The sequence below is a fragment of the Acidobacteriota bacterium genome (assembly GCA_012729555.1).
GTDB lineage: Bacteria > Acidobacteriota > UBA6911 > UBA6911 > UBA6911 > UBA6911.
In genome coordinates, this window is record JAAYCX010000080.1 from 17929 (window position 1) to 44507 (window position 26579).

The following is a 26579-nucleotide window of genomic DNA, read 5'->3' on the forward strand; positions in this document are numbered from 1 at the left end:
CGGAGGTCATGACGTGCGAGGGGAACCTGTCCATAGAATATCCCGACGGGCAGGTCCTCCCCGGCGTTCCCTATGATCCGCGGAGCCTTCATTTCCCCGGCTGGTTCCGCTGCCCCGACTGCAATGTGGCGCCCGGTGGACGGCATCACGCCAACTGCGATCAGGAGGTCTGCCCGAGGTGCGGCGGTCAGCTGATCAGCTGCTCCTGTTTCGACCCGCCGGAACAGATCGACCCCATCACCCGGGAGTGATGGGGCCGGCGGACGAAACCGCTGTCTTCAGAATCCGGCTAGGCTTTGAGCTTCTCCCGGAGATTCTCGGTGAACTGGTCCCCCACTTCCTTCGCCTTGGCCCGCATGATCCTTTCGCCGAAGGTGGCCAGGCGCCCGACCAGGGCCACATTGGCCGTGTAGGAAACATCCACGTTGTCGGGGGAGGTCTCCTTGAGGTTCACCTCGATTTCGGTCGAGAAATTCCCCAGCTTGGTCACGTCGGCCCCCCTGCCGACCGCCTTGATGTAGTTGGGGGGGCGCACCTCGGTCAGTTTGGTCGTGAATTTCAACTTGACCTTGAAGGGCCCCACCCTCTGCGCCACGACGCTTTCGTACGTTTCCGCGTCGAGGGCCTCCATCTTCTCCGTGCCGGGAACGCAGTAACCGAGCGTTTTCGGGTCCAGCAGCGAATCCCATACTTTCTGGATGGGCGCCTGCAACGAGAACTGTCCTTCTATCAGCATTCAAGACTCCTTTCTCTCTGAGTGGCAACGGCCCGGGGGACGCTTCGCCCCCCGGGCCTGGATCTCCGGGCCCTATATCTCGTCGATGACGGTGGCTTCTTTCTTGAGCACCTCGGCGAGGGCCTCGTATCCCTTGTTCCCGAATTCGGTGACCTGGGCCTTGATGAGGGCCGCGTAGGACAGCCCCTGGGTCTTCAGCCACTCCTTGTGCTTCTTGTCGGTCTGTCCCAGGTAGTGCCGGGCCAGGTCCAGGTGCTCGGCACAGATTTTGCGGCACATCGGGCAACGATAGTTTGGCATAATGAATCTCCTCCTTACTCTTTCGCTTGGGAAGCGGCGTTGTTTTTGGCCTCTTGCGCACGGATCGCCTTGAGCACCTTCTCCGGTTTCAGGACGTTGCTGAAGAATTCCGCCCCGCAGGCCTGGTATACCGCGTTGGCCAGTGCCGGCGCGGTCGGCGCGATCGTCGCCTCGGCCGCTTCCTTGGCCCCGAACGGGCCGTTCGGTTCGTAGGTGGGGACATCCAGGATTTCGATCTCCGGCATGTCGCGGGTCCGCAGGATCTTGTAGTCCACGAATTCGGGGTTGAGCAGCATCCCCTGGTCCATGGGCATCTCCTCGCACAGGCCGTACCCGAGCCCCATGTGGATCGATCCTTCCACCTGGCCCCGGGCGCCCAGCGGGTTGATGATCTGGCCGGAATCGTGCACCACGAGGACGTCCCTGGCGGTGACGTGCCCGGTTTCCCGGTCCACCTTCGCCTTGATCGCCATGATCCCCATGCCGTAGGCGGGGGAGATCATCCCCTTGTTGTGGGGGGTGTAGTGGCCGGTGCCCGTCAGCGGAACGCCGTCGTTCTGCCGGATCGCGTCCTTGACCAGGTCGTAGTAGGAGAGGCCCCGTTCCGGGCGCAGTTCCAGGAAGATTCTCTTGTTCCTGGCCACGAGGTCGTAGGCGATGTTCTCCCCCAGTTTCAGCCTGGCGATGTCGATCAGCTTCTGTTTCACCTGGGAGGCGGCGTCCTTGATGGCGTTGCCGTTCATCAGGGTTTCGCGGCTCCCCCAGGCGCCGAGATCGGTGTAGGCGTGGGCCGTATCCCCCATGTGAAGGCGGATATCCTCGATCCCGATCCCCAGCTCTTCGGCGCAGATCATGGCGGCCACGGTGTTGTGCCCCTGGCCGACATCGGCCGCCTGGCTGTAGAGGTCGACCGTCCCGTCCCAGTTGACCTTGATGTGGGCCGAGGAGTAAGCGTAGGGCGTGTCGATCCAGTTGAAGATGCCGCCGGACATGTAGGCGAACCCGCAGTACCCGATCCCCTCATCCTTCTCGATGGCGGGCCACTTCTCCTTGACCCGCACCGCCATCTTCTCGATGCAGGGCTGGATGCCGCAGCTCTCGAAGGTGTATTGCCCGGGAGCCGTGTAGCCGGGGGCCACCGCGTTGATGCGGCGGATCTCCAGCGGGTCGACCCCGAGGTCCTTGGCCGCCCGGTCGAGCTGGGTTTCCGAGCAGTACTTTCCCGGAACGGCGCCGAAACCCCGGATCGAGGTGCCCCAGACGATGTTGGTGTAGGTCCGGACCCCGTCGTACCGGTAGTTGGGGATCTTGTAGGGCATGGTGATGAAGGTGCCGGTCAGGTAGAGGGTCGTGGCCCCCAGCCCGGTATAGGCCCCCCCGTTGGTCATCGCCTTGACTTCGAAGGCGACGATTTCGCCGTTCTTCTTCATGCCCAGCTTCAGGGCCATGTGCTGGGCGGTGCGGTGCTCGGTGGTGGTGAATTCCTCGTCCCGGTTGAAGACGACCTTCACCGGGCGCCCGGTCTTCATGGAAAGGATGGCCGCGTTCACGGCATCGGGCATGGTGGAGTTCTTGCCGCCGTAATGACCGCCGACATGGGGCTTGATGACGCGGATGTCGCCCTCCCGCATCTTCAGCGCTTCCGCCAGGTTCTGCTGGACGAAGTAGGGGGACCCGGTGGAGGTCCAGATGGTCAGGCGGCCGGTTCCCTTGTCGTAGCTGGCCAGGGAGCTGTGCACCTCCATCGCGCAGGGGTGGGCCGCCTCGAGCACGAACCTGTCCTCGCGGACATAGTCCGCCTTGGCGAAGGCGTCATCCACGTCGCCCCACTCGATGTGGCGCGTCGCGTTGATGTTGCTCGGGAAATCCTCGTGCACCATCGGGGCGTCGTCCTTGATCGCCTCGATCGGATCGAAGACGGCGGGCAGAGGTTCGTAATCGACCTCGATCAGGTCGAGCGCCTTCTCGGCGATCTCCTCCGAGGTCGCGGCTACGGCCGCCACCGGGTCCCCGATGAAGCGCACCTTGTCGGTGGCCAGCGCCTGCTGGTCGGAAAGCTCGCGGAAGCGTCGCCAGAGTCCCCATTTGCCCCCGGGGGTGTCCTTTCCGGTGATGACGGCTTTCACCCCCTGCAGCTTTTCCGCTTCGCTCGTGTCGATGCTGAGGATCTTGGCGTGCGGGTAGGGGCTCCGGAGGAGTTTGCCGTATAGCATGTGGGGCAGGGTCATATCGATGGTGTACTGGGCCTCCCCCGTAACCTTCGCCGGGCCGTCAACGTTTGGTGTCGGTTTGCCTATGATGGAAAATTCTTTCATTTCGCCCCCTTCCCTGACTTTGCCGTCTGCAGCCACTTCTGCGACTCCAGATCCTTCCGTGCCTTGAGCCTCTTGGCCGCGTCGCGCACGGCCTCGTTGATCATGTTGTACCCGGTGCAGCGGCAGAGGTGTCCGTCCAGTTGCGCCTGGATCTCCTCTCTCGTCGGATCGGCATTCTCGTCGAGCAGCGCCTTGGTGGCCATGATCTGGCCGGAGGTGCAGAACCCGCACTGGAAGGCCCAGTTGTCGATGAAGGCCTGCTGGATGGGATGCAGGTTTTTCCCCTGCGCCAGTCCTTCGACGGTCGTAACCTCCCTGCCGTTGACCTGCAGGGCCAGGATGGAACAGGATTTGACCGCCATCCCGTCGACGACGACGGTGCAGGCCGCGCAGGAACTGCTGTCGCAGGCCTGATGGGTTCCCGTGAGGCCCAAGTGCTCCCTCAGGACCTGGACGAGAAGAGTCTTCGGTTCAATAAAGAGCTCATGCGGCTCTCCATTAACGACGATGTTCAACTGCTGTTTCATAGCGTTCTCCCATGTGTCAAAGGATCAGGCCCTCCGGGCTCTCTCCAGGGCTTCTTTCCCCACTCGTTTCACCAAAGTCCCCGCCAGATCTTTCTTGTATTCCGCCGACGCTTCGATCCCGGAGATAGGGCTGGTTTCTTCGCTCGCGACCGCGGCCGCCTCGGCCAGCACCTCGTCGGTGATCTTCTTACCTTTCAATGTTTCTTCGGCTTTTTTGGCCCGGATGGGCGTGGTTCCCACCCCGCCGAGGGCGATTCTGGCATTGACACATTGCTCTTTGCTGCCGTCGAGGGTGATGAGGACCGCGGCGGAAGCCAGGGCGTAATCCCCGTGGATCTGGGAGTATTTCATGAAATGGACGCCGCTGTTGGGCGGCAGGGGCGGGACCCGGATTTCGGTCGCCATCTCGCCGGGCTGGACCGTGGTCTCGAAGAAGTCCACGGCGAACTCCTCCGCGGGCACCTTTCTCTCCTCCCCCTTGCTGGCGACGGTGATTTTCGCATCCAGCACGATGAGGGGGGGGGCCGGGTCCACCGCCGGGTCGGCGTTGCAGAGGTCGCCCATCAGGGTGCCCCAGTTCCGGGTTTCGACGGAGGCGACATTCTCCTCCATTTCGCACAGCACCCCGTACTTTTCGCGCACGATGGGCGATTTCTCGACCGCCCGGTGGGTGGCCAGCGCCCCGATCTTCAGTCCCTCCTGTTCGTCGAACCGGATGTAATCGAGATCCGAGACCCCCTTGATATCGAGGATGTATTCGGGCGCGATCAACCGGTGCTTCATCGCCGTGGCCAGGGACTGGCCGCCCGCGATGATCCTGTAGTCATCGTCCTTGTGTTCGCACAGCAGGTCGAGCGCTTCCTCGGCCGTTTTTGCTGCCAGATAGTTGAAATCAGTGGTTATGGTCTTCATTTCCGCTTGGACCCCCTTGATTGTTCAGTTTGTTCCCCCCCCGGGGGGGCTGAGGAAACCGCCCCCGACGGAAAGGGGAAACGCGCCGCCTTTATGAACAGAAAACCGGCTTGCGGCCCCGCTTGTGGCACTGACACCCGATTGGTGCACCTTTCGTGGCTCTGTCCCGGGCTGATCGACAAAAAACCCCCTCCCCGGGAGTGGAGCCGTTTCGCTGCTGGATTCCCTTAAGCTGATGAAAAAAATGCCCTTGTTCTCAGTTCGGGCATTGCCGGATGCAAAACTGCGTCAAGCCCCGGGTTCTCCCCGAAGGGGCGGATTTCCTGGCTGGCTGTGCGGATCATGAACAGGAGAGCCCTTGAAACCCGACACTTGCGGCTAGGAGTCTAACACCCAATACCCGGTCTCGCACTGATCGCACTTGACGATGCGGGCGGCGGCCGGAAATCCCATGCTCTTCAGCGGACCGGTGCCCTTCTGGTCGTCCCCCCGGTGGTGATCCTGAAAGCACAGGTTGAAATGCCTCCCCCGATAGAGGGCGCAGTTGATGCACGCCTTGCCCGACAGGGGGCATACCAGAGGAGCGTCCTTTTTAATACCTTTCCTTGCCATCCTAAAACCTCAATAAGAGTTGGTTTCATGTTAAGAAAATGCCTTCTCGGCTGTCAACGTAATTATTTCCCGGGGCGTTTCCGTGCGGTTACGGGTTTTCGCTTGACAAGGCGGTTTCACCTGATGGAAGGTAGACCGCAGTGGACGGGTCCAGTGTCCACCTGCTTTGACCAACGGTTGAAGGTCTGCGGCGATGGCGGCATGTTGTTGCAAAGATTAGGTTTGTGGTGTTTCTACCTGTCGACCGCCTGGCATCGTGCGCACGGTTTTAACGGGATTTTCGGGTATAGAACGGCAGGGAGGGGGTCCCTTTTCCCGCCGGTTTCAACGCCACGTTATCAGACACGTCGTACCGCTCGATTCTGTTGACTATTTTGTTGTTTATCCTGGGGATGCGCGGCGAGGAGAGCCGAGCCGCGCCTGAGGATATGCCGGTCTGAGGTCACGGAAGCAGACTCGGGGCGCCTTTTAGGGAAGGAGTTGACAATGAGAGTAGGAGTGATCGGTTCGGGCTCCATCGGGCCCGACCTGGCTTACGGGTTCCTCTCTTCCCTGGCTGCGGGGGAGGGGGGGGCGGTGTTCCTCCTGGACATCAACCGGGAAGCCCTGGACGCGGGAGTCCGGCGCATCGAAGGGTATGTCTCGAAGGCCCTGGGGCGGGGCAAGATGAGCCCGGGGGCGGCAAAAGCGATCCGCGCCATGCTGACCCCCACCATGGAGATCGGGGACCTGGCGACCTGCGACTATGTCCTCGAGGCCGCCACCGAAAACCTCGAGACGAAAAAGGCCATTCTGGCCAACCTCGAGAAGATCGTGGGGCCCGACTGCCTGATCGGCTTCGCCACTTCGGGGATCCCGAGGGCGTGGATCGCGGCGGGGGCGCTCCGCCCGGAGCGCTGTTTCGTGAACCACCCCTTTTTCCCGGCCTGGCGCACGACGCCGATCGAGGTCGTGCCCTCCGGGGACGCAGCCCTGAGCGAGCGGATGGTATCGGTGCTCAAGTCCCTGGGGAAGGTGCCGATCCTGACGGCCGATGTCGAGGCTTTCGCCGCGGACGACATCTTCTGTAACTACATCAGCGAAGCGGTGCGCATCGTCGAGGACGGGATCGCCACCCCCGCCCAGGTCGACCGGATCGTCAACGACGCCGTCGGCGGCGGCGGCCCGTTCAATGTCATGGACCTGACCCGCGGCAACCTCCTGGTGGCGCACTGCCAGGAGCTCATGCGCGATTCCAGAACCGGCACGCCCTGGTTTGAGCCTCCGGCCCTGCTCATCCGGCAGGGGAACCAGCCGTGGCACGACCCCAAGGCTCCGGGTGACGCCCGCTTTACGGAATCCCAGCAGAAGGAGGTCCTCGACCGCATGCTGGCGGTCCTGCTGGGGAGATCCTACGCCGTGGCCGAGAACGGGGTGTGTGAACCGACCGAGCTCAACTGGCTCATCCGCATGTCGCTCGGGTTCGCGGAGGGGATGCTGGACCTCGGGAGCCGGCTGGGGGCGGACCGGGTCGCCGAACTCTGCCTCGGCTTCAAGCGGAAATACCCCGATTTCCCGGTCCCCGCATGCGTCGCGGGGAAGGCGCTGATCCCCTACCGGCGCGACGTGAAGGTGGAGCGCGACGGGGATATCGGGGTGGTGCGGGTCTTCCGGCCCGAGGCCCGGAACGCGCTCACCATGAGGACGGTCGAGGAGATCGGGAGCGCTATCGATGAGCTCGGGGCGGACGCGGCCGTCGCGGGAATCATCTTCACGAGCTACGACGGCTCCCTTGCCGGGGCCGACGTCAACCAGTTCACCTCGCTCGAGACGCGCGAGGCGGCCGAGGGGATCTGCCTGAAGGCGTATCCCGTGCTCAAGAAGATCTCCGGGATGTCCAAGCCGGTGGTCGCCGCACTCGACGGCCCGGTGATGGGGGGCGGGGCGGAATTCGCCCTCGCCTGCCACGGCAGGGTCGTCGGCCCGAACGTGCGCCTGGCCCAGCCCGAGGTCAACCTCGGGGTCGTGCCGGGCTACGGCGCCACGCAGCGCCTCCCGCGCCTCATCGGCGTGGAGCGCGCGCTCGAACTGATGCGCACGGGGCGCGTGGCGGACGCCGCGGAGGCGTGTGCCATCGGCTGGGCGCACGGGGAACCGGTCGCGGACCCCTGCCGGGCGGCCAAGGACCTCATCCGCGGGCATGTCGCCGGAAAGGTGAAGCTCCGGCCGGTCGACCCGGCCCCCGTTTCCGTCCCCGAAGCGATCCCGGAGGTGGACCTCGGTCACCGGTCGCTCCGGATCGACGCCATCCTGGTGGACGCGGTGACCCGGGGACTCGCACTCCCCCTTGACGAGGGGCTCCGGGTTGAGGCCGCGGCGTTTGCCGATGCCCGGGCGACGGTCGATGCGGATATCGGCATCAAGAACTTCACAACGAACGGCCCGCGTGTCCCGGCCGCCTTCATACACGAGTAGGGGGGAAGCGACTATGGCGAAGGAAAAATCGATCGTCGTCCTCGACGGCGGCCGCAGGCTGCCGAGAGCGGATATTCTGCACAACAACAAGGCCCCGGGGCTGTTCACGCGTTTCACGACGACCCAGCTCGGCGGGATGGCGGTCAAGGCGGCGCTCGCCCACACCCCCGTCGACAAGGGCCTCATCGGGCACGTGGTCATGGGGATGGCGGCGCACAGCCACCGCGACTCCATCTACGGGGCGCAGGGCGCCCGCTGGCGCGGGGGGCTGGGCGAGGACGTGCCCGCCCTGACCGTGGCCCGCATCTGCGGAAGCGGGGCCGAGGCCATCAGCGTGGCTTCGGAGATGATCCTCGCCGGGCTCCGGCACGACGAGGCGCGCCCCTTCTACGTGGTGGGGGGGAGCGAGAGCATGCAGTACCCCTTCGTGCTCTACAACGCCCGGGGCAAAAAGGTGGGTAACGCGGTCCAGAAGTACGGTCCCGTGGACACCCGGGCCCTCGCGGCGGGCACCCATCTGCAGGACGCGCTGCTGATGTGCCTCTACGACCCGAGCGCCAAGCTGGCCATGGCCAACACCGGGGAGGAGCTGGGGCGGCGGTACGGGATCACGCGCGAGGAATGCGACCTCTTCGGCTACCGCTCCCACGTGAACGCCAAAAAAGCGCGCGACGCCGGGCACTTCGACGAGGAGATCGAGCCGGTGACCGTGAACCAGGGGGGGGGGCGTCCGGCCTTCACGGTGAAGTACGACACCCACATCCTGGAGAACCCGTCGCTCGAGACGATGGCGAAGCTGCCTCCCGCGTTTGAATCGGGCGGGGTCATCACCGCCGGGAACGCCAGCGCGGTGGTCGACAGCGCCGCGGCCATGGTGCTCGGGCTGGAATCGGACGCCGAAAGCCACGGGCTCCGACCCCTCTGCCGCATCATCGGGTACGGGGTGGCGGGGGTGGACCCCCGGGTCATGGGGATCGGCCCCGTTCCGGCCACCCGCAAGGCGCTCGAGCACGCCGGAATCGGGGGGGACCGCATCGACATCGTCGAGATCAACGAGGCGTTCGCGCCGCAGTCGCTGGCGTGCGTCCGCGAGTTCGAGAAGATGGGGATCGATCCCGAAAAGGTCAACCCCATGGGGAACGCCATCGCGCTGGGGCATCCGCTGGGCGCGACCGGGGCGATCCTGACCCTGACCTGTGCCTACGCCCTGAGGCGCCGGAAGCTGCGCTACGGGCTGGTGACCATGTGCATCGGCGGCGGCCAGGGGATCGCCCTGGTCCTGGAGTCCATCTGACCCATCCGGGAGTGACCCCGCGCGAAAACCAAAAGGAGGAATGATGAAGCATAAGGATGAGTTGGCGAAGATAGTGGGCCGGGAGAATGTGAGCGATGCGGAGGACGTCCTGCTCCGGTACTCCCGGGACCTCAGCCTGGTACCCCCGGGGAGGCCGGAACTGGTGGCCTGGCCGACAAGCTCGGCAGAGGTGAGCGAAATCCTGAAATGGTCCAACGGGAAGAACATCCCCGTGGTCCCGCTCTCTTCCGGGGTACACCCGAACGGCGGCGCCATCCCCAAACAGGGGGGAGTCGTCATCGATCTCTCCAGGATGAACCGGATCCTGGAAATCGACCGGGACCTCAAGCAGGTGCGCATCGAGGCCGGAGTGACCTGGGGGCAGCTGACGGCGGAGCTGGCGAAGCAGGAGATGAGGGTCATCATGCCCCTGGCGCCGTACGCGGACCGGTCGGTGCTCTCCGATTTCCTGGACCGGGAAGTGCCGACGAACACCGTCTACGACTACGGAGAACCGATGCAGGCGTTCGAGGTGGTCTGGCCTACGGGCGAGATCTTCAGGCTGGGTTCGGCCAGCGTCAACGGATACCCGGATTCCGGTTCGCACGGCGGCAACCCTTCCGGCCCCGGGATCGATTTTTACCGCTTCGTCCAGGGGGCCCAGGGCACCATGGGGGTCGTGACCTGGACCAATCTGAAGATCGTCCACGGCACCAAAAAGGACAAGGTGTTCTTCGTCCCGGTGGACGACCTCGGGCAGGCGCAGGAATTTCTCTATCGCCTGCTGCCGCGCCGGGTCGGCCAGGAGGTGGTGCTCCTGAACCAGACCGACCTGGCGGCCCTCGTCGCGGAGAATTTCCCCGACGATTTCGAGAGGCTGCGGGCGACCCTGCCCCCCTGGACCCTGGTCATCGTCATCAGCGGGCTGGTGCGCCGTCCGGAGGAAAAAATCGCCTATGAAGTCAATCTCCTCAGGGAACTCGTCAAGAACGAATTCCGGAGCCTGACGATCGACGAAGCGCTCCCGGGATTCCCCGGATTGGGAAACCGGATGCTTCCCCTCCTCCGCAACCCCTGGCCCGCCGACGGCCCCTACTGGAAGAACCGCTGGCAGGGGGCGTCCCAGAGCCTGTTTTTCATCGCCAGGCCGGAAGATACGCCGAGGTTCGTGGAGATCGTGGAATCGATCGCCCCCCAGTACGGGTATCCCGTGGCCGATATCGGGAGCTACATCCAGCCCATAGAACACAACCGCGCCTGCCAGGTGGAATTCACCTTCTTCTACGACAGGAAGGACGAGGCGTGCATCGCCGCGCTCTACCTGGATGCGGCACGGGCCCTCATCAGCGAGGGCGCCCTCTTTACCCGGCCATACGGCGATCTGGCGCCGATGGTCTACGAACGAGCGGCCAGTTACGTCATGGGGCTCAAGCGGGTGAAGAAGATTTTCGATCCCAATAACATCATGAACCCGGGCAACCTGTGTTTTTAGGGAGGGGACGATGCCGACGAAAGTGAATCTGGAAACAACCGATCTGAATAATTACAAATACGACATGAGCCGGTGCATCAAGTGCAAGGGGTGCTACTGGGTGGAGCACACCTACATGCCGGGCGTGAAGTTCAGCACGCGCTGCCCCAGCAACGTGTGGAACGATTTCGATTCCTACGGCGCGTTCGGCAAGATGAGAATCGGGCACGCCATGGTCGAGAAAAAGCTCGACTGGACCCCCAAGCTGCTGGAAATCGTCTACGCCGACCCGCTGTGCGGCGCCTGCGACGTCGCCTGCAAGAGAAACCTGGATCTGGAAATCGGGCTCTCGCTCGAGGCGATGCGCGTGAAGGCGGTCCAGGACGGCGCCGGGCCGATGCCGGCGCACAAAAAGATCGCCCGGAACATCGCCGCTTCCCACAACTGCTTCGGCTCGGAGCACGGGGACCGGAAGGGGTGGCTGACCCCCGATATCCAGGTGGCGGACAAGGCCGATCTCCTTTACTTCGTCGGGTGCACCGCGTCCTACACGAACCCGGAAATCGCCCGCGCCACGGCGAAGATCCTCAACGCCACCGGCACCCCGTTCATGCTGATGGAGGACGAGTGGTGCTGCGGCAACACCCTGCAGTCGGTCGGCATGCTCGACGAGGCCCGCGAACTGGCCCGTCGCAACATCGACAGGGTCAAGGCAACGGGCGCCCGGCGGGTGCTCCTCTCCTGCGCGGAAGGGTACCGGATGTGGAAGGTCGAGTACCCGAAGCTCCTCAATATCGCCACCTCCGATCTCCCGTTCGAGGTGGTGCACCTGACGGAGCTGGCGGATGAACTGCTCCGGCAGGGGGCGCTCAAGATGACCCGGCCGGTCGGCGCGCGCGTGACCTATCACGATTCCTGCAGCATCAGCCGCCTGGCGGACCCGTGGACCCCCTGGAGCGGCGAACGCGGCTGGATGGGGACGGTGTCCCCGCCGCTCAAGCGCCGGCGCGGGACGCAGGGGCTCTACGCGCAGCCGAGAAACGTCATCGCCAACATCCCGGGGGTCGATTTCGTGGAGATGATCCGGATCCGGGAGAACGCCTTCTGCTGCGGCGCCGGCCGGGGAACGAAAGAGGCGTTCCCCACACTCGCCTCCTCCTCGGCGAAACACCGGCTGGAAGAGGTGAAGGAAATTGGAGCCGAGGTCCTGGTTTCTGCATGCCCCTGGTGCAAAAACAACTTCTCACAGGCCGCCCGCGAAGGCGGCGACGCGGTGAGGGTGATGGACTTTTCCGAACTCATTGCTGCATCCCTGGACGCATAGGAGGAAATCATGGCCATTTTAAAGGAAGCGTACAAAGCGTTGGAGGCCGTCGTCGGGGCCAGGTTCCTGTCCGACGACCCCGTCATCTGCCAGGGGTACCAGTCGGGTCCCGCGGGGTATGAAAACGGGACGGGATACGAGCGCGTGATGACCAAGATCCCGGGCGCCGTCATCCTGCCGAAGAACACGGAAGAGGTCCAGAAGATCGTCAAGATCTGCATCCGCTACACGATTCCCTACGTCCCGTACAGCACGGGGTTCTACGGCCCCCGGTCCCACTGCCACGTGGAAAACGAGCTGCTCGTCGACCTGAAGCGGCTGAACGACTTCGAATTCGACGAAAAGCACTGGTACGCCGTGGTCGGCAGCGGCGTGGTCTATTCGCAGTTCCAGGAGGAATGCCTCCGCCGCGGCGGTTACGTCGTCATCGGCGGCGGCGGGGCCCAGGCGTCCGTCATCGCCAACCTGATCGGGGACGGCTGGTCCCCCCTCAGCCACCGGATCGGGCTCCCGCACCGCCGCATCCTCGGTACGGAAATGGTCCTCCCCGACGGCGAAATCCTCAAGATGGGGTCCCTGGCGGTCGGCGACGACTGGTTCTGGGGGGACGGCATCGGGCCCGACCTGCGCGGAATCCTGCGCGGGTATACCGGACTGCGCGGATGCCTCGGGATCGTGACCAAGATGGCGGTCAAGGTCCTGCCGTTCCAGCCCGAAAAGCTCCAGCCTACCGGGATCTCGCCCAACACGGCGCTGGCGCTCCCCGAAAAGCGGGTCAAGTGGATCAACTACATCATGCCCAGCAAGGAAGCGCAGGTGAAGGCGATGTACGAGATCTGCAAGGCCGAAATCGGCGGCGCGGTCACCAAGGTCCCCCTCTTCTGGCGCGCGATCGCCAAGGCGGAGTGCAAGGAGGAGTTCTGGGACCTGTGGCTGAAGGAGACGCCGGAAACGGTGGCCAACTTCCACATCGTGCGCGTGCTGCTGATCGGCTTCACCAGCGAAGAGCAGCTGACCTACGACGAAAACGTCCTGAACGACATCATGATGGAACTGGGCGGCCAGCCGCGGCGTACCAAGCCGAGCGACGAGTCCTGGATCAAGAACGCCGATTCGGCCGGGATGTGGTTGATGTGCGGCTCCTACGTCTCGGTCGACTACGTGATCGAGACCCTCAAGCAGGCGACCGAGCACGGGCCGGTGTACGCGGAGCTGAAGAAGAAGTACACGCCGCCGCTGATGCCCGATCACGGCGACCCGGGGTGGTTCCAGACCTTCGAACTGGGGTACCAGGGTTATTCCGAATTCCTGATCTACTGGGACCAGGACGAGGACACGACCGGAGTCGACCACTTCTACCTGGAAACCTCCAAGATGAACATCGACCACCGGTTCTATACCGCGCTGATCGGGCCGCATCAGCCCCTGTACCTCACCGGGCCGATGTACGGGCCGAACTACCACGAGTGGATGCTCAAGATCAAAAACGAATTCGACCCGACCTGGACCTGTCACCCGCCGGTGCCGTTCGCGCACGACGAGTTCGTCGAGCGGGCGCCCTGGATGCACGAACTCAAGACCTGGGAATCGCCCAAAAAGTCGATCTACCCCAAGTGGCTGGAGAAACAGCTGGCGGCCGAGGCCAAGGAGTTCCGGAAAACCCTGGAGGAAGGGAAGTAGGCGGCGGCCAAAAAAAAGGAAGGGCCCGTGCCGTTTCGTGCGGCACGGGCCCCGGCAAACCATGATGAGGGTGTATTAATGAAGAATCGAAGTGTCGGGCTTCGTTTTCTTTCCGCGCACCGCGGAACGAACCCCGGCGAGCACTAACGCACCGGCAAACAGTCCACCTAATACCGCAACCATAGCCATAAGTCACCTCTCCTTGATAATGCGGCGCGATTTATAGCACCCTCCGCGCCGATTTCAAAGCAAAAACTTCGGAACCGGCCCGGACGGGAAAAGTTCCCGGCAACGGGGCGAAACCTCCCGCGCCCGTCCAGGGTCCCGGCCCCGGCAACCTTGTAAATATTGAATATAAAAGATTTCAGTCTTTGGCGCGGGCTGGCACGCTCCTTGCATATCTTAAAGGGTTGTCGCATGCGCGGCCAGGCCCGGGAACGGGCCGGGCGCGCAGGCCCGAAACGAACCCGTTTCCGAAACCCGGTATTGCAGAGGATGAACACGCATGAACATTCCACCCCCGTTGCCCGTCGGCCCGCCATACGCGAACGGCGGCGGCCCGAGCCCGATGTCGATCCTGTACGAGTCGATGGACCAGCGCTTTGGAAAGGACTGCACCCCCGTCAGGCTCAAGCGGAACACCGTTCTTTTCAGCCAGGGGGAGATCCTGACCTGCCTCTACATGGTCGAGCAGGGGGAGATCGCGCTGACGCGGGTATCGCCTGACGGCCGGGAGACCCTGATCGCCATCCTGGGCCCCGGCGAATTTTTCGGCGAGGGGGCGTTGCTGAGCGGCTGCCCGGCGACCTTCAGCGCCCGGGCGACGCGTCGGTCGGTGCTGCTGAAGCTGCCCGAGAGAAAGTTCCGGCGCGCGCTCGAGGACCCACGGTCGTGCCGCATGCTGCTCGAGGCGGTGGCCCGCCGCTGCGACGACGCCTGGACCCAGATGGAGGTGCTCGGCTGCACCCACGTCCGGGACAAGGTGCGTACGGGCCTCGCCTGGCTCTCCGGCCGCATCGGGGTTGCGACCGGGGATGGGGTGCGGATCGACATGAACCTCTCCCAGATGGCGCGCATGGTGGGGTGCGCCCGGGAGACCCTCAGCAGGGAGGTGAGCGAACTGCGGCGGCGAAAGGCGGTCGATGTGCGCCATTCCAACGGCCGTATCTCCTTTTTCGTGAGAAATCCCGGGGATCTTATCGATCCGCAGTAAGGGTTTCCGGTCGACGGGCGTATAATGGGGCCTGGAGAACGGGAGGCCCGGATGCACACGGAACTGTTGCCCATCACCTGCCCCCTCTGCGGACGGAAGCAGGAATACCGGCTGGAATCCCTGATCCGGGGGGCCCTGCTCGAATGCCCCTTCTGCCGGGTGAGGATCCACCTGCACGGCCACATGTGGGAAGAGATCCAGCGCGAAATCACCCGCCTCAAGGGAGAATCGTGACCACGGGGCGACCCCCCCGTCCGACGCCGCCAAAAATTCGGGAATGGACTGAATCCCCTACAGATCCCCCGGCCGGCCGACCGATAAGAGAGGCGGCCGGTGCCCTTCCGGTCGGTCCGGGAGGGCATGAGCCCCGTGGAGAGGCGCGCATCTTCCCATGAACGAAACGTCCGCCCGTGTAGAACGGATGCGCGATCAGCAGCTCGATCGCAGCATCCGCGCCATCGCCGTCATCGGAATCTTCGCGCTTCTCAGTTCGCTCGCCCGGTCCCTCGCCACGGGGTGGCACCCGGTGATGGCGCTGCATGTCGCCCTTTACCTCCTCCTGCTGGTCACCCTGGGTTTCCGCCGGCGGCTCCGGTTCGACTTCAGGGCCGCGGTGGTCGTCCTGAGCTGTTTCCTGCTGGGGCTCGCGGCGCTGCTCTCCTGGGGCTTCCTCGCCTTCGGGCCGGTCGCCCTCCTATGCGCCTGTATCCTGGCCACCCTCTTCTTCGGCCGGCGGACCGGGACCGCCACCGCCTTCCTCTGCCTCGTGGTCCTCGCGGCCGTCGCCGTGGGCGTGATGGCGGGGGGGCTGGTCTTCGATCATGACCCCGGGGCCTTCCCCCGTTCGACCGCCGACTGGATCAACGGGATGATGGCCCTGGCCCTGGCGGGCGGCATCGTGATCGGTGCGCTCGGTGCGGTCAGCCACCAGATGGAAGATCTCGTGCGCTCCCTGGAGCGGCAGAACGGGACGCTGGCGGAGAATAACCGGCGTCTCGAACAGGAGATGGAGGAGCGCCGGAGGGCCGAGGAAGAGCGCGGCCGGCTGGAGCGCAGCCTGCAGACGGCGCGCAGGATGGAATCGATCGGGAAGCTCGCGGGCGGGGTCGCGCACGACCTGAACAACACCCTCGGAAGCATCGTCGGGTACCCGGACCTTCTCCTCGAGGACCTCCCCGCGGACAGCCCGATGCGGGACATCCTCGAAAACATCCGGAAATCGGGGATCAAGGCCGCGGCGATCGTCAATGACATGGTGACCCTTTCCCGGAACGGGGTCGTCGCCACCGACATCGTCAGCCTCACTGCCGTCGTCGGCGACTATTGCGCCGGCCCGGAATTCCGGCAGCTGCGGGCCTACCACCCCGGAGTGGAGGTCGACCTGTGCCTGGCCGAAGACCCCCTGTATGTCCGGGGATCCTTCTTTCACCTGTCCAAGGTGATCATGAACCTGGCGTCGAACGCCGCGGAGGCGATGCCCGACGGCGGGCGCCTCGGCATTCTCACCGAAAAGCGCCGCGTTCCCGAAGCGCCGGCGGCGGACGGCGGTCCCGGGGCGCGGGAATATGCGCTGCTCCGGGTGGCCGACACGGGGATCGGCATCGCCGAGGAGGACCTGGACCGCATCTATGAGCCCTTCTATACCAAGAAGACCATGGGACGAAGCGGCACCGGCCTGGGAATGTCGGTGGTGTGGGGATCGGTGCAGGACCACGGCGGCACCATCGAGGTCGACAGCGTCGAGGGGAAGGGGACGGTGTTCACCGTGCGCCTCCCCCTCTCGGAGGAAGCGCCTCGGGAGGAAACCCCCGCCGTCGCCGGAGCCGGGGGGGGGAAGGGGGAGCGGATCCTGGTCGTGGACGACGTCGAGGAGCAGAGGCAGATCGCGTCCAGGATCCTGGGCAGACTGGGCTACTCGGTATGCGCGGTCGGCAGCGGCGAGGAGGCCCTGCGGTACCTCAGCCGCGCTTCGGCCGACCTGCTGGTTCTCGACATGCACATGGAGCCGGGGATCGACGGGGTGGAGACGCTGCGACGGGTCCTCCGGATCCACCCCCGGCAGAAAGCGCTCATCGCCACGGGGTATGCGGACGCCGCCCGGATCGGCGCGGCGCGCAACCTGGGAGCCGGAGGGTGTCTGCCGAAGCCCTACCTGTACGAACAGATCCGGCTGGCGGTGCGCTCGGAACTGGACAAGCCGTCGACAGCCCGGGGATAATGGCCGGCGTCGGGCGCCCGCTTCAGCGCAGGAAGCGGAAGCGCCGGCAGGAACGGGGTGACCGTTGAGGGAGGCGGCATGCAATTTTTCCTGAGTCTCTGGATTATCGGATTTCTCTTCACGCTGGCGGCTTTTCCCATCGGCGGCCGGTTCGCGGTGCGCCTCGGGCTGGGGCTGCTGATCGTTCTCTTCTGGCCCGTCATGCTCGGGATCATGGCACGCAACGTCTACCTGAAAACCGTCAACGATTAGACTCCCTGCCCGATTCGTGGTGGGTAATTCTACGTACGGGCGGTTGGGCAGAAGTACGCATTGATCGGGGCCCCGGTCGGGGGGGAAGATATTCCGAACACTCATCACAGTGCTTCAGGGGGCGGCAAGGGGTATGTATGCTCAGGCGCGATCGTGGCCTCCGGTGGAGATTCTGCTCGTAGAGGACAATCCCGCGGACGTGGCGCTGACGGAAGAGGCGCTGGAACAGACCCGCGTCCCCAACCGGTTGCACGTGGTATCGGACGGGGCGGACGCCCTGGAGTTCCTCCATAAGAAGGGGCCGCATGCCGATGCCCCGCGTCCCGACATCATCTTCCTGGACCTCAACCTCCCGGGAAAGGACGGCCGCCGGCTCCTCGGCGAGATCAAGGGGGACGCGGCGCTGGCCGAAATACCGGTCGTGGTGCTCACCACGTCGCAGGACGAGGGGGATATCCTCCAGGCTTACCGGCTGCATGCCAACTGTTACATTCCCAAGCCGGTCGACTTCGGACAGTTCCTGCGCATCATGTCCACGATCGGGGAATTCTGGCTGGGCGTCGCCCGGCTGCCGAAGGCCTCGGGATGAGCAATGACCAAAGACTCCAGGACCCGCTTCGCGTCCTGCTCGTGGAGGACAACGCGGCGGAGGCCCTTCTGCTCCGGGAGTCGATAGCCGGGGTCCCGAACGCTCCGGAAGTCCTTCACGTGGAACGCCTCGACAGGGCGCTGGATATTCTCGGGAGCACGGCGGTCGATGCGGTCCTGCTCGACCTGGAACTCCCCGACAGCGAGGGGCTCGGAACCCTCGATCAGGTGTGCGCCGCGGCGGGGCACGTGCCCATCGTCGTCCTGACCGGCCGGGAGGACGAGGCCTTCGGCCTGGAGGCGGTACGCCGGGGGGCCCAGGACTACGTGCCCAAGGGACAGGCCGCCGCGCGTCAGCTGGTGCAGACGCTTTACCACGCCGTCGAGCGCAAGCGGTATGAAACGGCGCTCGCCCGTTCCGCCCAGAAGAACCTCCTGCTGGCGGAGGTCATGGCGGGGGTGGTGGCGCAGACCGAAGTCGAGGATCTGCTGAAAACCGTCGCGGAAGCGGGACGCCGGCTCTCTTCCGCGCGCATATGCTGTTCGGGCGCGGGGCGTGTCGACGGCCAGTTCCGCGTCAACGCGATCGCACACGAGGGATCGCACCCCGGGGGGGGAGCGAGACGCGAGTGCCTCAATTGCGGCGTCTGCCTGAAACTGCTGGCACAGGCGGAAGGGACGCCGGCGTCGTGCAGCGTGTTGCGCGGGCGGACGACCTGGCGGAACGTGGACCCGGTCCGCGGGCGCGAAAGCCAGTATATCGGCGTTCCCCTCATCGATTCCCGGGGGCGCATGACGGGCTCCATCATCGTCGGCGACTGCGAGAGCGCCGGGGATTTCACCCCGGAGGACGAGTACCGCATCCGCCAGCTGGCGGCGATCACCTCCCTGGCCCTGCAGCACATCGAATCGCGCAGGGCGGCGGAGTCCGCCAGCGTCGCCAAGAGCCGGTTTTTGGCCAACATGAGCCACGAACTCCGGACCCCCATGAATGCCGTCCTCGGCATGACCGATCTGGCCCTGGCCGAGCCGCTGGACCCGATGGTGCGGGACTGCCTCGAGACGGCCAGGGAGTCCGCGCTCTCCCTGCTCGACCTGCTGAACGAAATCCTCGACCTTTCGCGCGTCGAGGCGGGGCGCTTCGAGCTGGAGTCCACCCCGTTCAACCTCGACGCGACGGTGGAGCAGGTGGTCAAAACGATGCGGGTCCAGGCCCGGGAGAAGGGGCTCGCGCTCGTGTACCACCTGTCGCCGGCGGTGCCCGGACGCCTGGTCGGGGACCCCCTGCGCCTCCGCCAGGTCCTGATCAACCTGGTCGACAACGCCGTCAAGTTCACCCGCCGGGGGAGGATCGTCATCGAGGCCGGAATCACGGAGCGCACCCCGGAGGCCCTGGTGCTGGAGTTTTCGGTGTCGGATACGGGGATCGGGATCCCGGAAGAGGACCGGGAGCGCATCTTTTCGGCCTTCACCCAGGCCGACGCCTCCACCACCCGGGATTACGGCGGTTCCGGGCTGGGCCTGACCATTTCCCGGAGGCTGGTGGAGTTGATGGGCGGGCGGCTGTGGGTGGAGAGTACGGCGGGGGAGGGGAGCACGTTTCATTTCACCGTGCGCCTCCAGGCCCCCGCCGGCGCTGCGGCCGATGCTCCCCCGGCGCCGCGACCCATCCTTACACCGGCGCCCGGCCGCATCCTGCGCGTGCTGCTGGCCGAGGATACCCCGACCAACCAGAAGCTGGCGGCCTACGTGCTCGAGAAACGGGGGCACGTCGTCGACCTCGCCCCGGACGGCCGGAGGGCGGTGGAGATGGTCCGCCGCAACGCCTACGACGTGGTGCTGATGGACGTTCAGATGCCGGTGATGGACGGCTTCCAGGCGACGGCCGAGATCCGGGCGCTGCCCGATCCGGGTAAGGCCTGCCTGCCCATCATCGCGATCACGGCGCACACGCTCAAGGGGGATACGGAGCGCTGCCTGGCGGCGGGCATGGACGCCTATATCGGAAAGCCGATCCAGGCGGAGTCCCTCATCGACCTGGTCGAATTCCTGGGGGAACCCGGGGATTCCGGCGGGGGGCACTCCCGGCCGACGGAGGAGGAGATCGCGCCCTCCGGATCGGCCGGCGGCTCCCTCCCGCGTGCCGCGTTCGATCTCGAGGAGGCGGTCGGCCGCTGTTTCGGAAAATTCGATTTCTTCCTGGATATGGTGGACGGCTTCTTCGAAGAGGCTGATCGGATGGTCGGGTCGATGCGGGAGGCGCTCTCGGCGGGGAAGACCGATCGGGTGCGCGACGACGCCCACAGGCTGAAAAACACGATCATCTACCTGGGCGCCCACCCGGCGACCGCCGCGATCACGGCGGTGGAGGAGGCGGCCAGGGGGGAGCGGACCGGTGCACTGGCCGCGGCCCTTGCGGGGCTGGAGGCGCAACTCGACCGGTTGAAGGCGGCCCTTGAGAGATATCGCCGCAGCGGCGCTCCCCCGGACCGGCCGGAACCATCCCCGGGGGAGCGGCCCTGACCCTTCCGGACCCGGCTACGGCTTGTGGTAAACCAGCTTTTGTTCCGTCTGGTTGACCATCATCCCCATCTGATTCGTCGTCTTGATCTTCAGGGTCAGGGTCTTTCCCCCGTCGGAGAGCTCGAATTCCTTCTTGATCTCGTTCCGCGTCGCGGCGGTCTCCGTGACTTCCTGGATCTTGAGCTTGTTTTTCTTCAGGGACACCTTCGTTTTTTTCTTCCCCTGCTGCTCGGAATTGGGCACCGGCACCATTTCCACCTTTTCCTCGCCGTCGAGCGGGAAATTTTCGATGATGGGCCTCCCGTTCACGGTATTGGTGACCCTGATCGAGCCCGCGGTCTGTTCGATGACCAGGGGGGGTGGCTCGGCCGGGGCCTCGGGCGCCTTGCTCTTGGGCCCGGGGAACCCTCCCGGGAATCCGCCGCCCATGCCGCCCATGCCGCCGCCCATGCCCCCCATGCCGCCGCCCATCCCGCCCATCCCGCCGCCGAAGCCGCCGCCCCCCCGGTCCGCGCTGCCCGGGGCTCCCAGGTTGGCGATGAACTTGGGGGCGGGATCGCTCTTCTTGCCGTCCAGGATCCATGTCCCCGAAAAGTCTCCCACACCGTCGGCAGCGAACACGCCGAAGGCCAGACAGCAAACCAGGCACAATCCTACCAGGCAAAACACCATTCTCTTCCGATTCATGGTTCACCTCTGTGAAAAAATCGAGCCTATCATAACCCGGTGCCAAACGAATGTCCAAACTTCTACTTTGCCCCCATCCTTCGGGTGCGGATCCGGGGATTACCAAACTGTGAAATTATTGCGCTCCGATACATAAATGTAGTTTGAACCCGGAGCCTCCCGGTCCGCGGCCCGGGATCGTCCGCCCCCGGGGGAGGTCGGAAGGCCGCGGGAGATACGATAATGAATTAAAAAGCATCAGAAGATACAAAACTGTATGAATGAAGCTTTTCGGGGCCGCGGGGGCGTATCGCTGGCAAACTGCTCATAAAACGCGAGATGCGTCGTTAAAACCGCCCGGGCGCGCCGTTGGCATGGGTCTTGCAAAGGAGGAGTTCGTATCGCGAAACCCCGGAACGAGGTCTCCGGGGAGGCGCCAAGGAAACCTGAGACCGAAAGGGAGATTCGAGGATGAGAGAGCGGGGAATATGGGGCTGGAGGGTGAAGGCGGCGGTGCTGGTGATGGCGGTCGGCGTGGCGGCGGCGGCCGCCGAGGACGGGGGGAAGGTGCTGAGCGCGGCGGTGTCGGTGGACTACGCGGGCAAGTACGTGTGGCGGGGGCAGCCGGTCAATCCCGAGAGCGTGATGCAGACGAACGTGTCGGGGAGCGCCTACGGGTTCACGGGGTCGATCTGGTCGAACAACGACCTGACCGACGACCGGCGCGGGGAGTTCAGCGAAGTGGACTATGCCCTCGATTATTCCCGGAGCCTCGGCGAGAAGGTGGGGTTTTCGGCGGGGGTGATCCATTACCTCTTCCCGAACACCGGTTTCTCCCCGACGACGGAGATATACGGCGGGTTGAGTTTCGACGTACCGCTCGCGCCGTCGATCAAGTGGTACCGCGATGTGAACGAGGTGGACGGCAGCTATATCCAGATCGGCGCCGGGCACAGCTTTGAGGGAGTGGCCGAGTGGGCGAACGGATGCTCGATGGGTGTGAGCCTCGGCGCGAGCGTCGGGATCGGGGGAGCGGGGTACAACGCGGGATACTTCGGGGTCGAGGAGACGCGGATGAACGATTTCACGATGAAGGTAGGCGTGCCGCTGGATCTGAAACACGTGACGCTGACGCCGAGCTTCAACTTCTCGACGATGATCGACGACGGGATCGGGGACGGGATGACGGACCGGAGCAATGCGTGGTTCGGCATCGGTATCTCGAAGAGTTTTTAGGTTGAAACCGGGAAAGGAAACGGGGTGGTGAAGACCATGGAGACGGCAGGGAAGGTGCGGGGCTGCCTGAGGGTGGCCGGATGGGTGACGGTGTTTGCGGCCGCGGCCGCGGCCGCGGACGCGGGGACGGAAGCGGCGGCGGTGAAGGAGGAACTCCAGACGAACCTGAATATCGTGTGGACGTGCCTGGCGGCGTTCCTGGTGTTTTTCATGCAGGCAGGTTTCGCGCTGGTGGAGACGGGGTTCACGCGGGCCAAAAACGCGGTGAACATCCTGATGAAGAACCTGATGGATTTCTCGGTGGGAAGCCTGGCGTTCTTCCTGGTGGGGTTCGGCCTGATGTTCGGGGCGACCAACGGTCTGTTCGGGACGACGCTGTTCGGCCTCAAGGGCGTGGAGATGGGGACGCCGTGGGAATGGACGTTTCTGATCTTCCAGACGGTGTTCGCGGCCACCGCGGCCACGATCGTGTCGGGGGCTATGGCCGAGCGGACGAAGTTCGGGTCCTACCTGGTCTACAGCGCCGTGATCACGCTGGTGATCTACCCGGTGTTCGGCTCGTGGGCGTGGGGGAACCTGCTGCTGACGGACAATGACAGCTGGCTGGCGGCGAGGGGGTTCCACGATTTCGCGGGATCGACGGTGGTGCACTCGGTCGGGGGGTGGCTGGCGCTGGCCGGCGCGATCGTGCTGGGCCCGAGGCTGGGAAAGTATACGAAGGAAGGGAAGCCGAACGCGATTTTGGGGCACAGCATGCCGCTGGCCACCCTGGGAGTCTTCATCCTCTGGTTCGGGTGGTTCGGGTTCAACCCCGGGAGCACGACGGCGGGGAACGGGTCGATCGGGTACATCGCGGTGACGACCAACCTGGCGGCGGCGGCGGGGACGGTCATGGCCCTGATCACGTCGTGGACGGTGCTCCGGAAGCCCGACATCTCGATGACGCTCAACGGGGCGCTGGCGGGGCTGGTGGCGATCACGGCACCGTGCGACGGCGTGTCTCCGATGGGGGCGATCGCGATCGGGGCGATGGCGGGGGTCCTGGTGGTGTTGAGCGTGATGCTGCTCGATTACGTGCTGAAGGTGGACGACCCGGTGGGCGCGGTGAGCGTGCACGCGGTGAACGGGCTGTGGGGCACGCTCTCCTTCGGGCTCTTTTCGACGACGAGCGGGCTGTTCTACGGGCACGGCTTCAAACAGCTGGGGGTCCAGCTGCTGGGCGCGGGCACGGCGTTCGTGTGGGCGTTCGGGCTGGGGCTGGTCCTGTTCCTCGCGCTCAAGAAGACGGTCGGGCTGCGGGTGAGCGCCGAGGAGGAGATCAAGGGCCTGGATATCGAGGAGCACGGCAACGAGGCGTATGCGGGGTTCCAGGTGTTCATGACGGAGTAGGCGGGGTCCGCCGGGGCGCCGGGTGAATCGAAGGGAAATCAAGGAGAGGGAATCATGAAACTGATCGTAGCGTACATACAGCCGCACAAGCTCAGCGACGTGAAGAAGTCGCTGTACAAGGCGGAAGTGTTCAAGATGTCGGTGACGAACTCGCTCGGGTGCGGGCAGCAGAAGGGGTACCACGAATCGTACCGCGGGGTGGACGTGGAGGTGAACCTCCTGAAGAAGGTGCGGCTGGAGATCGCGGTGAACGACGATTTCACGGAGAAGACGGTCGGGGCCATCGTCGAAGGCGCCAAGTCGGGGCAGATCGGGGACGGGAAGATCTTCATCCTGGACCTGCCCGACTGCATCCGCATCCGGACCGGGGAACGGGGGAGTGACGCCATCGGCTAGGGAGCGGGGTCCTTTCCCCGAAAGCAGAAAGGGAGGAATCGACATGAAGATGATTTGCGCGATTGTCCGGCCGCATCGGCTCGAGCAGGTGAAGCATGCGCTTTCCGACGTCGGGGTTGTCGGCCTCACCGTCAGCGAGGTGCGCGGGGCGGGCCGGCAGAAGGGGCAGGTCGAGCGCTACCGGGGATCGGAATACAGCTTCGATCTGATCCCCAAGGTGAAGGTGGAGGCGGCGGTCCCCGACGAACAGTGCGCGGAGGCGCTCAAGGCGATCTGCGCGGCGGCCCGGACGGGAGAGATCGGGGACGGGAAGGTCTTCGTCTACGCCCTCGAGGACGCGGTGCGGATCCGCACCGGGGAGACGGGGGAGGACTCCCTCCTGTAGCGCTTTCGGCCGGCCGGGAAGAGGGAGGGCCCCCTGCCCGTGACGGGCAGGGGGCCCGAGGCCTATTTCCGTTTATTCGCGGCGTGCTGGCGCGCGGCGCCCACGGCGGTGATGAGGCCCAGGACCAGCATGATAGCGCATAAATAATAGGCGACGACAGAATCCAATGCCTGCATCGGTGCACGTCCTTTACTTTTGGCGAGCGGCTACCACGATCTTCCGCGATGGGCCAGCCGCCAGAGGATATAGAAGATCACGGCCATCCCCAGGGTCACGCAAAACTGAAACAACAGAATTTTCCACGGCCATGCCATCGTTCATTCCCCCTTCGATAACGCGATAACGGACACTTACGCTTCCGCCGCCCGCCTCCCGGAAGCCGCTTCCCTCGCCTTGAGCTGCCGCAGGTATCCCGGCTCCCCGGGGAGGATGAGGTTGAGCCCGATGCCGAACAGGAGCGTGGCGAAGGTCGTGGGATACAGGTTGAGGCTCAGGTAGGAGGGGAGCCAGGTCGGGGACGCGAATGTCCAGTAGAAATTCGCCAGGTACCCGGCCGAAATGGTGATCCAGGCCGCGTACTTGTTCACCTTCCAGAGCATCCCGATCAGGTAGACGCCGAAGACCGGGATCGCGAAGGAGAAGGTCCACATGAAGATCGAAAAAACGGGGCTCCCCAGCTTGAGGGCGGGGATGATGACCAGTACGGCGCAGACGCCTATCATCGTGCGGGTGAGGGTGAGGAAAGTGCGGTCGCTCATCCGCGGGTTGCACGCCCGCTTGAAGATGTCGTGCACGATGATGTGCGAGGACGCCAGGATCAGCCCCGCCGTGGTGGACAGGGTGGCGGCCAGCAGGGCGATCATCAGGATCCCCACCATCCAGGGGGGGAAGGCCTCGAGCGCGAGCGCGGGCACGGAGAGCTTGGCCCCGGTGGCGGCGACGGTCGGGATCGCCATGCCGACCAGGGCCAGGATGACCCAGGGGTAGGCGGCGAAGCTGTTGACAAGGGCGGCCCAGAACACCCCCCGGCGGATGTCCGATTCCGAACGCGCCATCAGCATCGGCTGGTTCTGCACCTGGGACGCGCTCTGCATGAACACGGTCAGGATCAGGCAGGGGAAGATGAGGGTGAAGATGACCTCGGGCGAGAAATTGAAGACGCTGGTCTTCCAGGAGGCGCCCTCGGAGGCGTAGAAACCGGCGATCCTCTCCCACCCGCCGCGCCCCGCGAGCCAGGAGCCGGTCCAGAAGACGGCCATGAAGGAGCCCGCGATCAGCATGGTGGCGTTGAACAGGTTCATCCACGCCACCTGCATCAGGCCGGCGGCGATGATGTAGATGATGGTCAGGACGACGGCGATCAGGATGCAGTGGGGAGCGAGCGGGAGCGCGCCCCCGCCCAGGGCGTAGAGCGCCGCGGCCGTGGCCGACACCTCCGCGATGCAGATGCCCATCAGCTGGGCGGGGAACACGGCCGAGATCATCCAGCCGATCTTCTCCCCGAAGATCCTGCCCATCCCCTCCGGGAAGGTCTGCACCTGGAGACGGCGGAACCAGGGACCGAACCAGAGCAGGAAGAGGGGCACGAAGATGCCGCCGGACATGATGGCCCACCAGAGGACGGAGGCGCCGATGTCGGCCGACGATTCCCACAGCGAAAGGGTGTGGCCGCTCCCGAGGGGGGCCAGTACGAAGCCCGCGGTGACCAGGGGCCAGGGGAGGGTCCCCCCGCCGGTGACGAAGTCGCTCCCCGATTTCACCCTGCTCCTGAGCCAGAGGCTGGTGCCGACGCTCAGCAGCAGGAAATAGGCAATTGCAATGATCAGCGCCATGGATGTTCCTCTCCTCCCTTTCGATGGATCCCGCGCGCCTGATATTTCCAAAGCCGGCGGAAGGGGGATTTTACTGCACAATCGATCGGAATAAAGCGAAATCTGCGCGGCGGGCTCCCTTCACGCCCCCTCCTGATATGGAACGACCTGTCAAGTAATGGGCATTAAACCCTATAGAGCTTTTGCCTTTCCGGTGAAGCAGAGCAGGCGGCAGTCGAGACTGCTTTTGCGACGGTTGATCACTCTGATATTCGCG

Annotated in this window: 24 protein-coding genes; 16 read left to right on the plus strand and 8 right to left on the minus strand. The window is 64.7% G+C overall.

The genetic code is table 11. From position 1 onward, the window contains the following. Positions 1 to 8 precede the first annotated feature (8 nt). On the plus strand, positions 9 to 251 hold the full coding sequence (locus GXY47_13825) for a hypothetical protein (protein NLV32220.1): 243 nt from the start codon (positions 9 to 11) through the stop codon (positions 249 to 251). A 38-nt stretch (positions 252 to 289) separates the two neighbouring features. Here GXY47_13825 and GXY47_13830 read toward each other — a convergent pair whose 3' ends face one another. The 6 genes from GXY47_13830 to GXY47_13855 all read right to left on the minus strand — a co-directional run bounded on the left by GXY47_13830 (position 290) and on the right by GXY47_13855 (position 5402). Then, on the minus strand, positions 290 to 736 hold the full coding sequence (locus GXY47_13830; protein NLV32221.1) for a hypothetical protein: 447 nt from the start codon (positions 734 to 736) through the stop codon (positions 290 to 292). A 72-nt stretch (positions 737 to 808) separates the two neighbouring features. Further along, the gene (locus GXY47_13835; protein NLV32222.1) at positions 809 to 1036 is read right to left on the minus strand and encodes a hypothetical protein; all 228 of its coding nucleotides are present in this window, start codon (positions 1034 to 1036) and stop codon (positions 809 to 811) included. A 14-nt stretch (positions 1037 to 1050) separates the two neighbouring features. Beyond that, on the minus strand, positions 1051 to 3351 hold the full coding sequence (locus GXY47_13840; GenBank protein NLV32223.1) for a molybdopterin-dependent oxidoreductase: 2301 nt from the start codon (positions 3349 to 3351) through the stop codon (positions 1051 to 1053). Further along, positions 3348 to 3878 carry a (2Fe-2S)-binding protein gene (locus GXY47_13845; GenBank protein NLV32224.1) on the minus strand — a complete coding sequence of 177 codons (531 nt, stop codon included), beginning with the start codon at positions 3876 to 3878 and terminating at the stop codon, positions 3348 to 3350. The genes GXY47_13840 and GXY47_13845 overlap by 4 nt, the downstream gene beginning before the upstream one ends. 24 nt (positions 3879 to 3902) lie before the next feature. Beyond that, the gene (locus GXY47_13850) at positions 3903 to 4790 is read right to left on the minus strand and encodes a xanthine dehydrogenase family protein subunit M (GenBank protein NLV32225.1); all 888 of its coding nucleotides are present in this window, start codon (positions 4788 to 4790) and stop codon (positions 3903 to 3905) included. 378 nt (positions 4791 to 5168) lie between these two features. Continuing rightward, the gene (locus GXY47_13855) at positions 5169 to 5402 is read right to left on the minus strand and encodes a hypothetical protein (GenBank protein NLV32226.1); all 234 of its coding nucleotides are present in this window, start codon (positions 5400 to 5402) and stop codon (positions 5169 to 5171) included. 486 nt (positions 5403 to 5888) lie between these two features. Between GXY47_13855 and GXY47_13860 the strand changes: the two genes are divergently transcribed. The 11 genes from GXY47_13860 to GXY47_13910 all read left to right on the plus strand — a co-directional run bounded on the left by GXY47_13860 (position 5889) and on the right by GXY47_13910 (position 20419). Next, a complete protein-coding gene (locus GXY47_13860; GenBank protein NLV32227.1) occupies positions 5889 to 7856 on the plus strand; it encodes a 3-hydroxyacyl-CoA dehydrogenase/enoyl-CoA hydratase family protein in 1968 nt (655 codons plus the stop codon). Between the two features lie 13 nt (positions 7857 to 7869). After that, positions 7870 to 9150, plus strand: a complete 1281-nt coding sequence (locus GXY47_13865) for a thiolase family protein (protein NLV32228.1) — start codon at positions 7870 to 7872, stop codon at positions 9148 to 9150. Between the two features lie 43 nt (positions 9151 to 9193). Continuing rightward, positions 9194 to 10642: an FAD-binding oxidoreductase gene (locus GXY47_13870; protein NLV32229.1), complete on the plus strand. Its 1449-nt coding sequence runs from the start codon at positions 9194 to 9196 to the stop codon at positions 10640 to 10642. Positions 10643 to 10652: 10 nt separating this feature from the next. Beyond that, a complete protein-coding gene (locus tag GXY47_13875) occupies positions 10653 to 11945 on the plus strand; it encodes a (Fe-S)-binding protein (GenBank protein ID NLV32230.1) in 1293 nt (430 codons plus the stop codon). A 9-nt stretch (positions 11946 to 11954) separates the two neighbouring features. Next, positions 11955 to 13625, plus strand: coding sequence for an FAD-binding oxidoreductase (locus tag GXY47_13880; GenBank protein NLV32231.1), 1671 nt, complete (start codon positions 11955 to 11957; stop codon positions 13623 to 13625). A 505-nt stretch (positions 13626 to 14130) separates the two neighbouring features. Then, positions 14131 to 14838, plus strand: a complete 708-nt coding sequence (locus GXY47_13885) for a Crp/Fnr family transcriptional regulator (GenBank protein ID NLV32232.1) — start codon at positions 14131 to 14133, stop codon at positions 14836 to 14838. 51 nt (positions 14839 to 14889) lie between these two features. Continuing rightward, the gene (locus GXY47_13890; GenBank protein NLV32233.1) at positions 14890 to 15072 is read left to right on the plus strand and encodes a hypothetical protein; all 183 of its coding nucleotides are present in this window, start codon (positions 14890 to 14892) and stop codon (positions 15070 to 15072) included. 157 nt (positions 15073 to 15229) lie between these two features. Next, positions 15230 to 17056 (plus strand): response regulator, encoded by a 1827-nt coding sequence (locus tag GXY47_13895; protein NLV32234.1) that lies wholly within the window; start codon positions 15230 to 15232, stop codon positions 17054 to 17056. Positions 17057 to 17134: 78 nt separating this feature from the next. Beyond that, complete coding sequence (locus GXY47_13900) at positions 17135 to 17308, plus strand: hypothetical protein (protein NLV32235.1); 174 nt, start codon at positions 17135 to 17137, stop codon at positions 17306 to 17308. A 133-nt stretch (positions 17309 to 17441) separates the two neighbouring features. Then, positions 17442 to 17897: a response regulator gene (locus GXY47_13905; protein ID NLV32236.1), complete on the plus strand. Its 456-nt coding sequence runs from the start codon at positions 17442 to 17444 to the stop codon at positions 17895 to 17897. Further along, entirely contained in the window at positions 17894 to 20419 is a 2526-nt protein-coding gene (locus tag GXY47_13910) for a response regulator (GenBank protein NLV32237.1), read from the plus strand. Before GXY47_13905 ends, GXY47_13910 begins: the two co-directional genes overlap by 4 nt. Before the next feature lie 15 nt (positions 20420 to 20434). Here the strand turns inward: GXY47_13910 and GXY47_13915 are convergent, their stop codons facing one another. Continuing rightward, positions 20435 to 21106, minus strand: coding sequence for a hypothetical protein (locus tag GXY47_13915; protein NLV32238.1), 672 nt, complete (start codon positions 21104 to 21106; stop codon positions 20435 to 20437). 450 nt (positions 21107 to 21556) lie between these two features. Here GXY47_13915 and GXY47_13920 point away from each other — a divergent pair, with 450 nt between their 5' ends. The 4 genes from GXY47_13920 to GXY47_13935 are packed head-to-tail and all read left to right on the plus strand — an operon-like array spanning position 21557 to position 24491. Further along, positions 21557 to 22321, plus strand: coding sequence for a hypothetical protein (locus GXY47_13920; protein ID NLV32239.1), 765 nt, complete (start codon positions 21557 to 21559; stop codon positions 22319 to 22321). Between the two features lie 36 nt (positions 22322 to 22357). Beyond that, positions 22358 to 23710 (plus strand): ammonium transporter, encoded by a 1353-nt coding sequence (locus GXY47_13925; GenBank protein ID NLV32240.1) that lies wholly within the window; start codon positions 22358 to 22360, stop codon positions 23708 to 23710. 54 nt (positions 23711 to 23764) lie between these two features. Continuing rightward, positions 23765 to 24106, plus strand: coding sequence for a P-II family nitrogen regulator (locus tag GXY47_13930; GenBank protein ID NLV32241.1), 342 nt, complete (start codon positions 23765 to 23767; stop codon positions 24104 to 24106). Positions 24107 to 24149: 43 nt separating this feature from the next. Further along, the gene (locus GXY47_13935) at positions 24150 to 24491 is read left to right on the plus strand and encodes a P-II family nitrogen regulator (protein ID NLV32242.1); all 342 of its coding nucleotides are present in this window, start codon (positions 24150 to 24152) and stop codon (positions 24489 to 24491) included. 350 nt (positions 24492 to 24841) lie between these two features. On the opposite strand, the gene GXY47_13940 is transcribed toward GXY47_13935, so the two are convergent. Further along, positions 24842 to 26323, minus strand: a complete 1482-nt coding sequence (locus tag GXY47_13940) for a sodium:solute symporter family protein (protein NLV32243.1) — start codon at positions 26321 to 26323, stop codon at positions 24842 to 24844. Positions 26324 to 26579 lie beyond the last annotated feature (256 nt).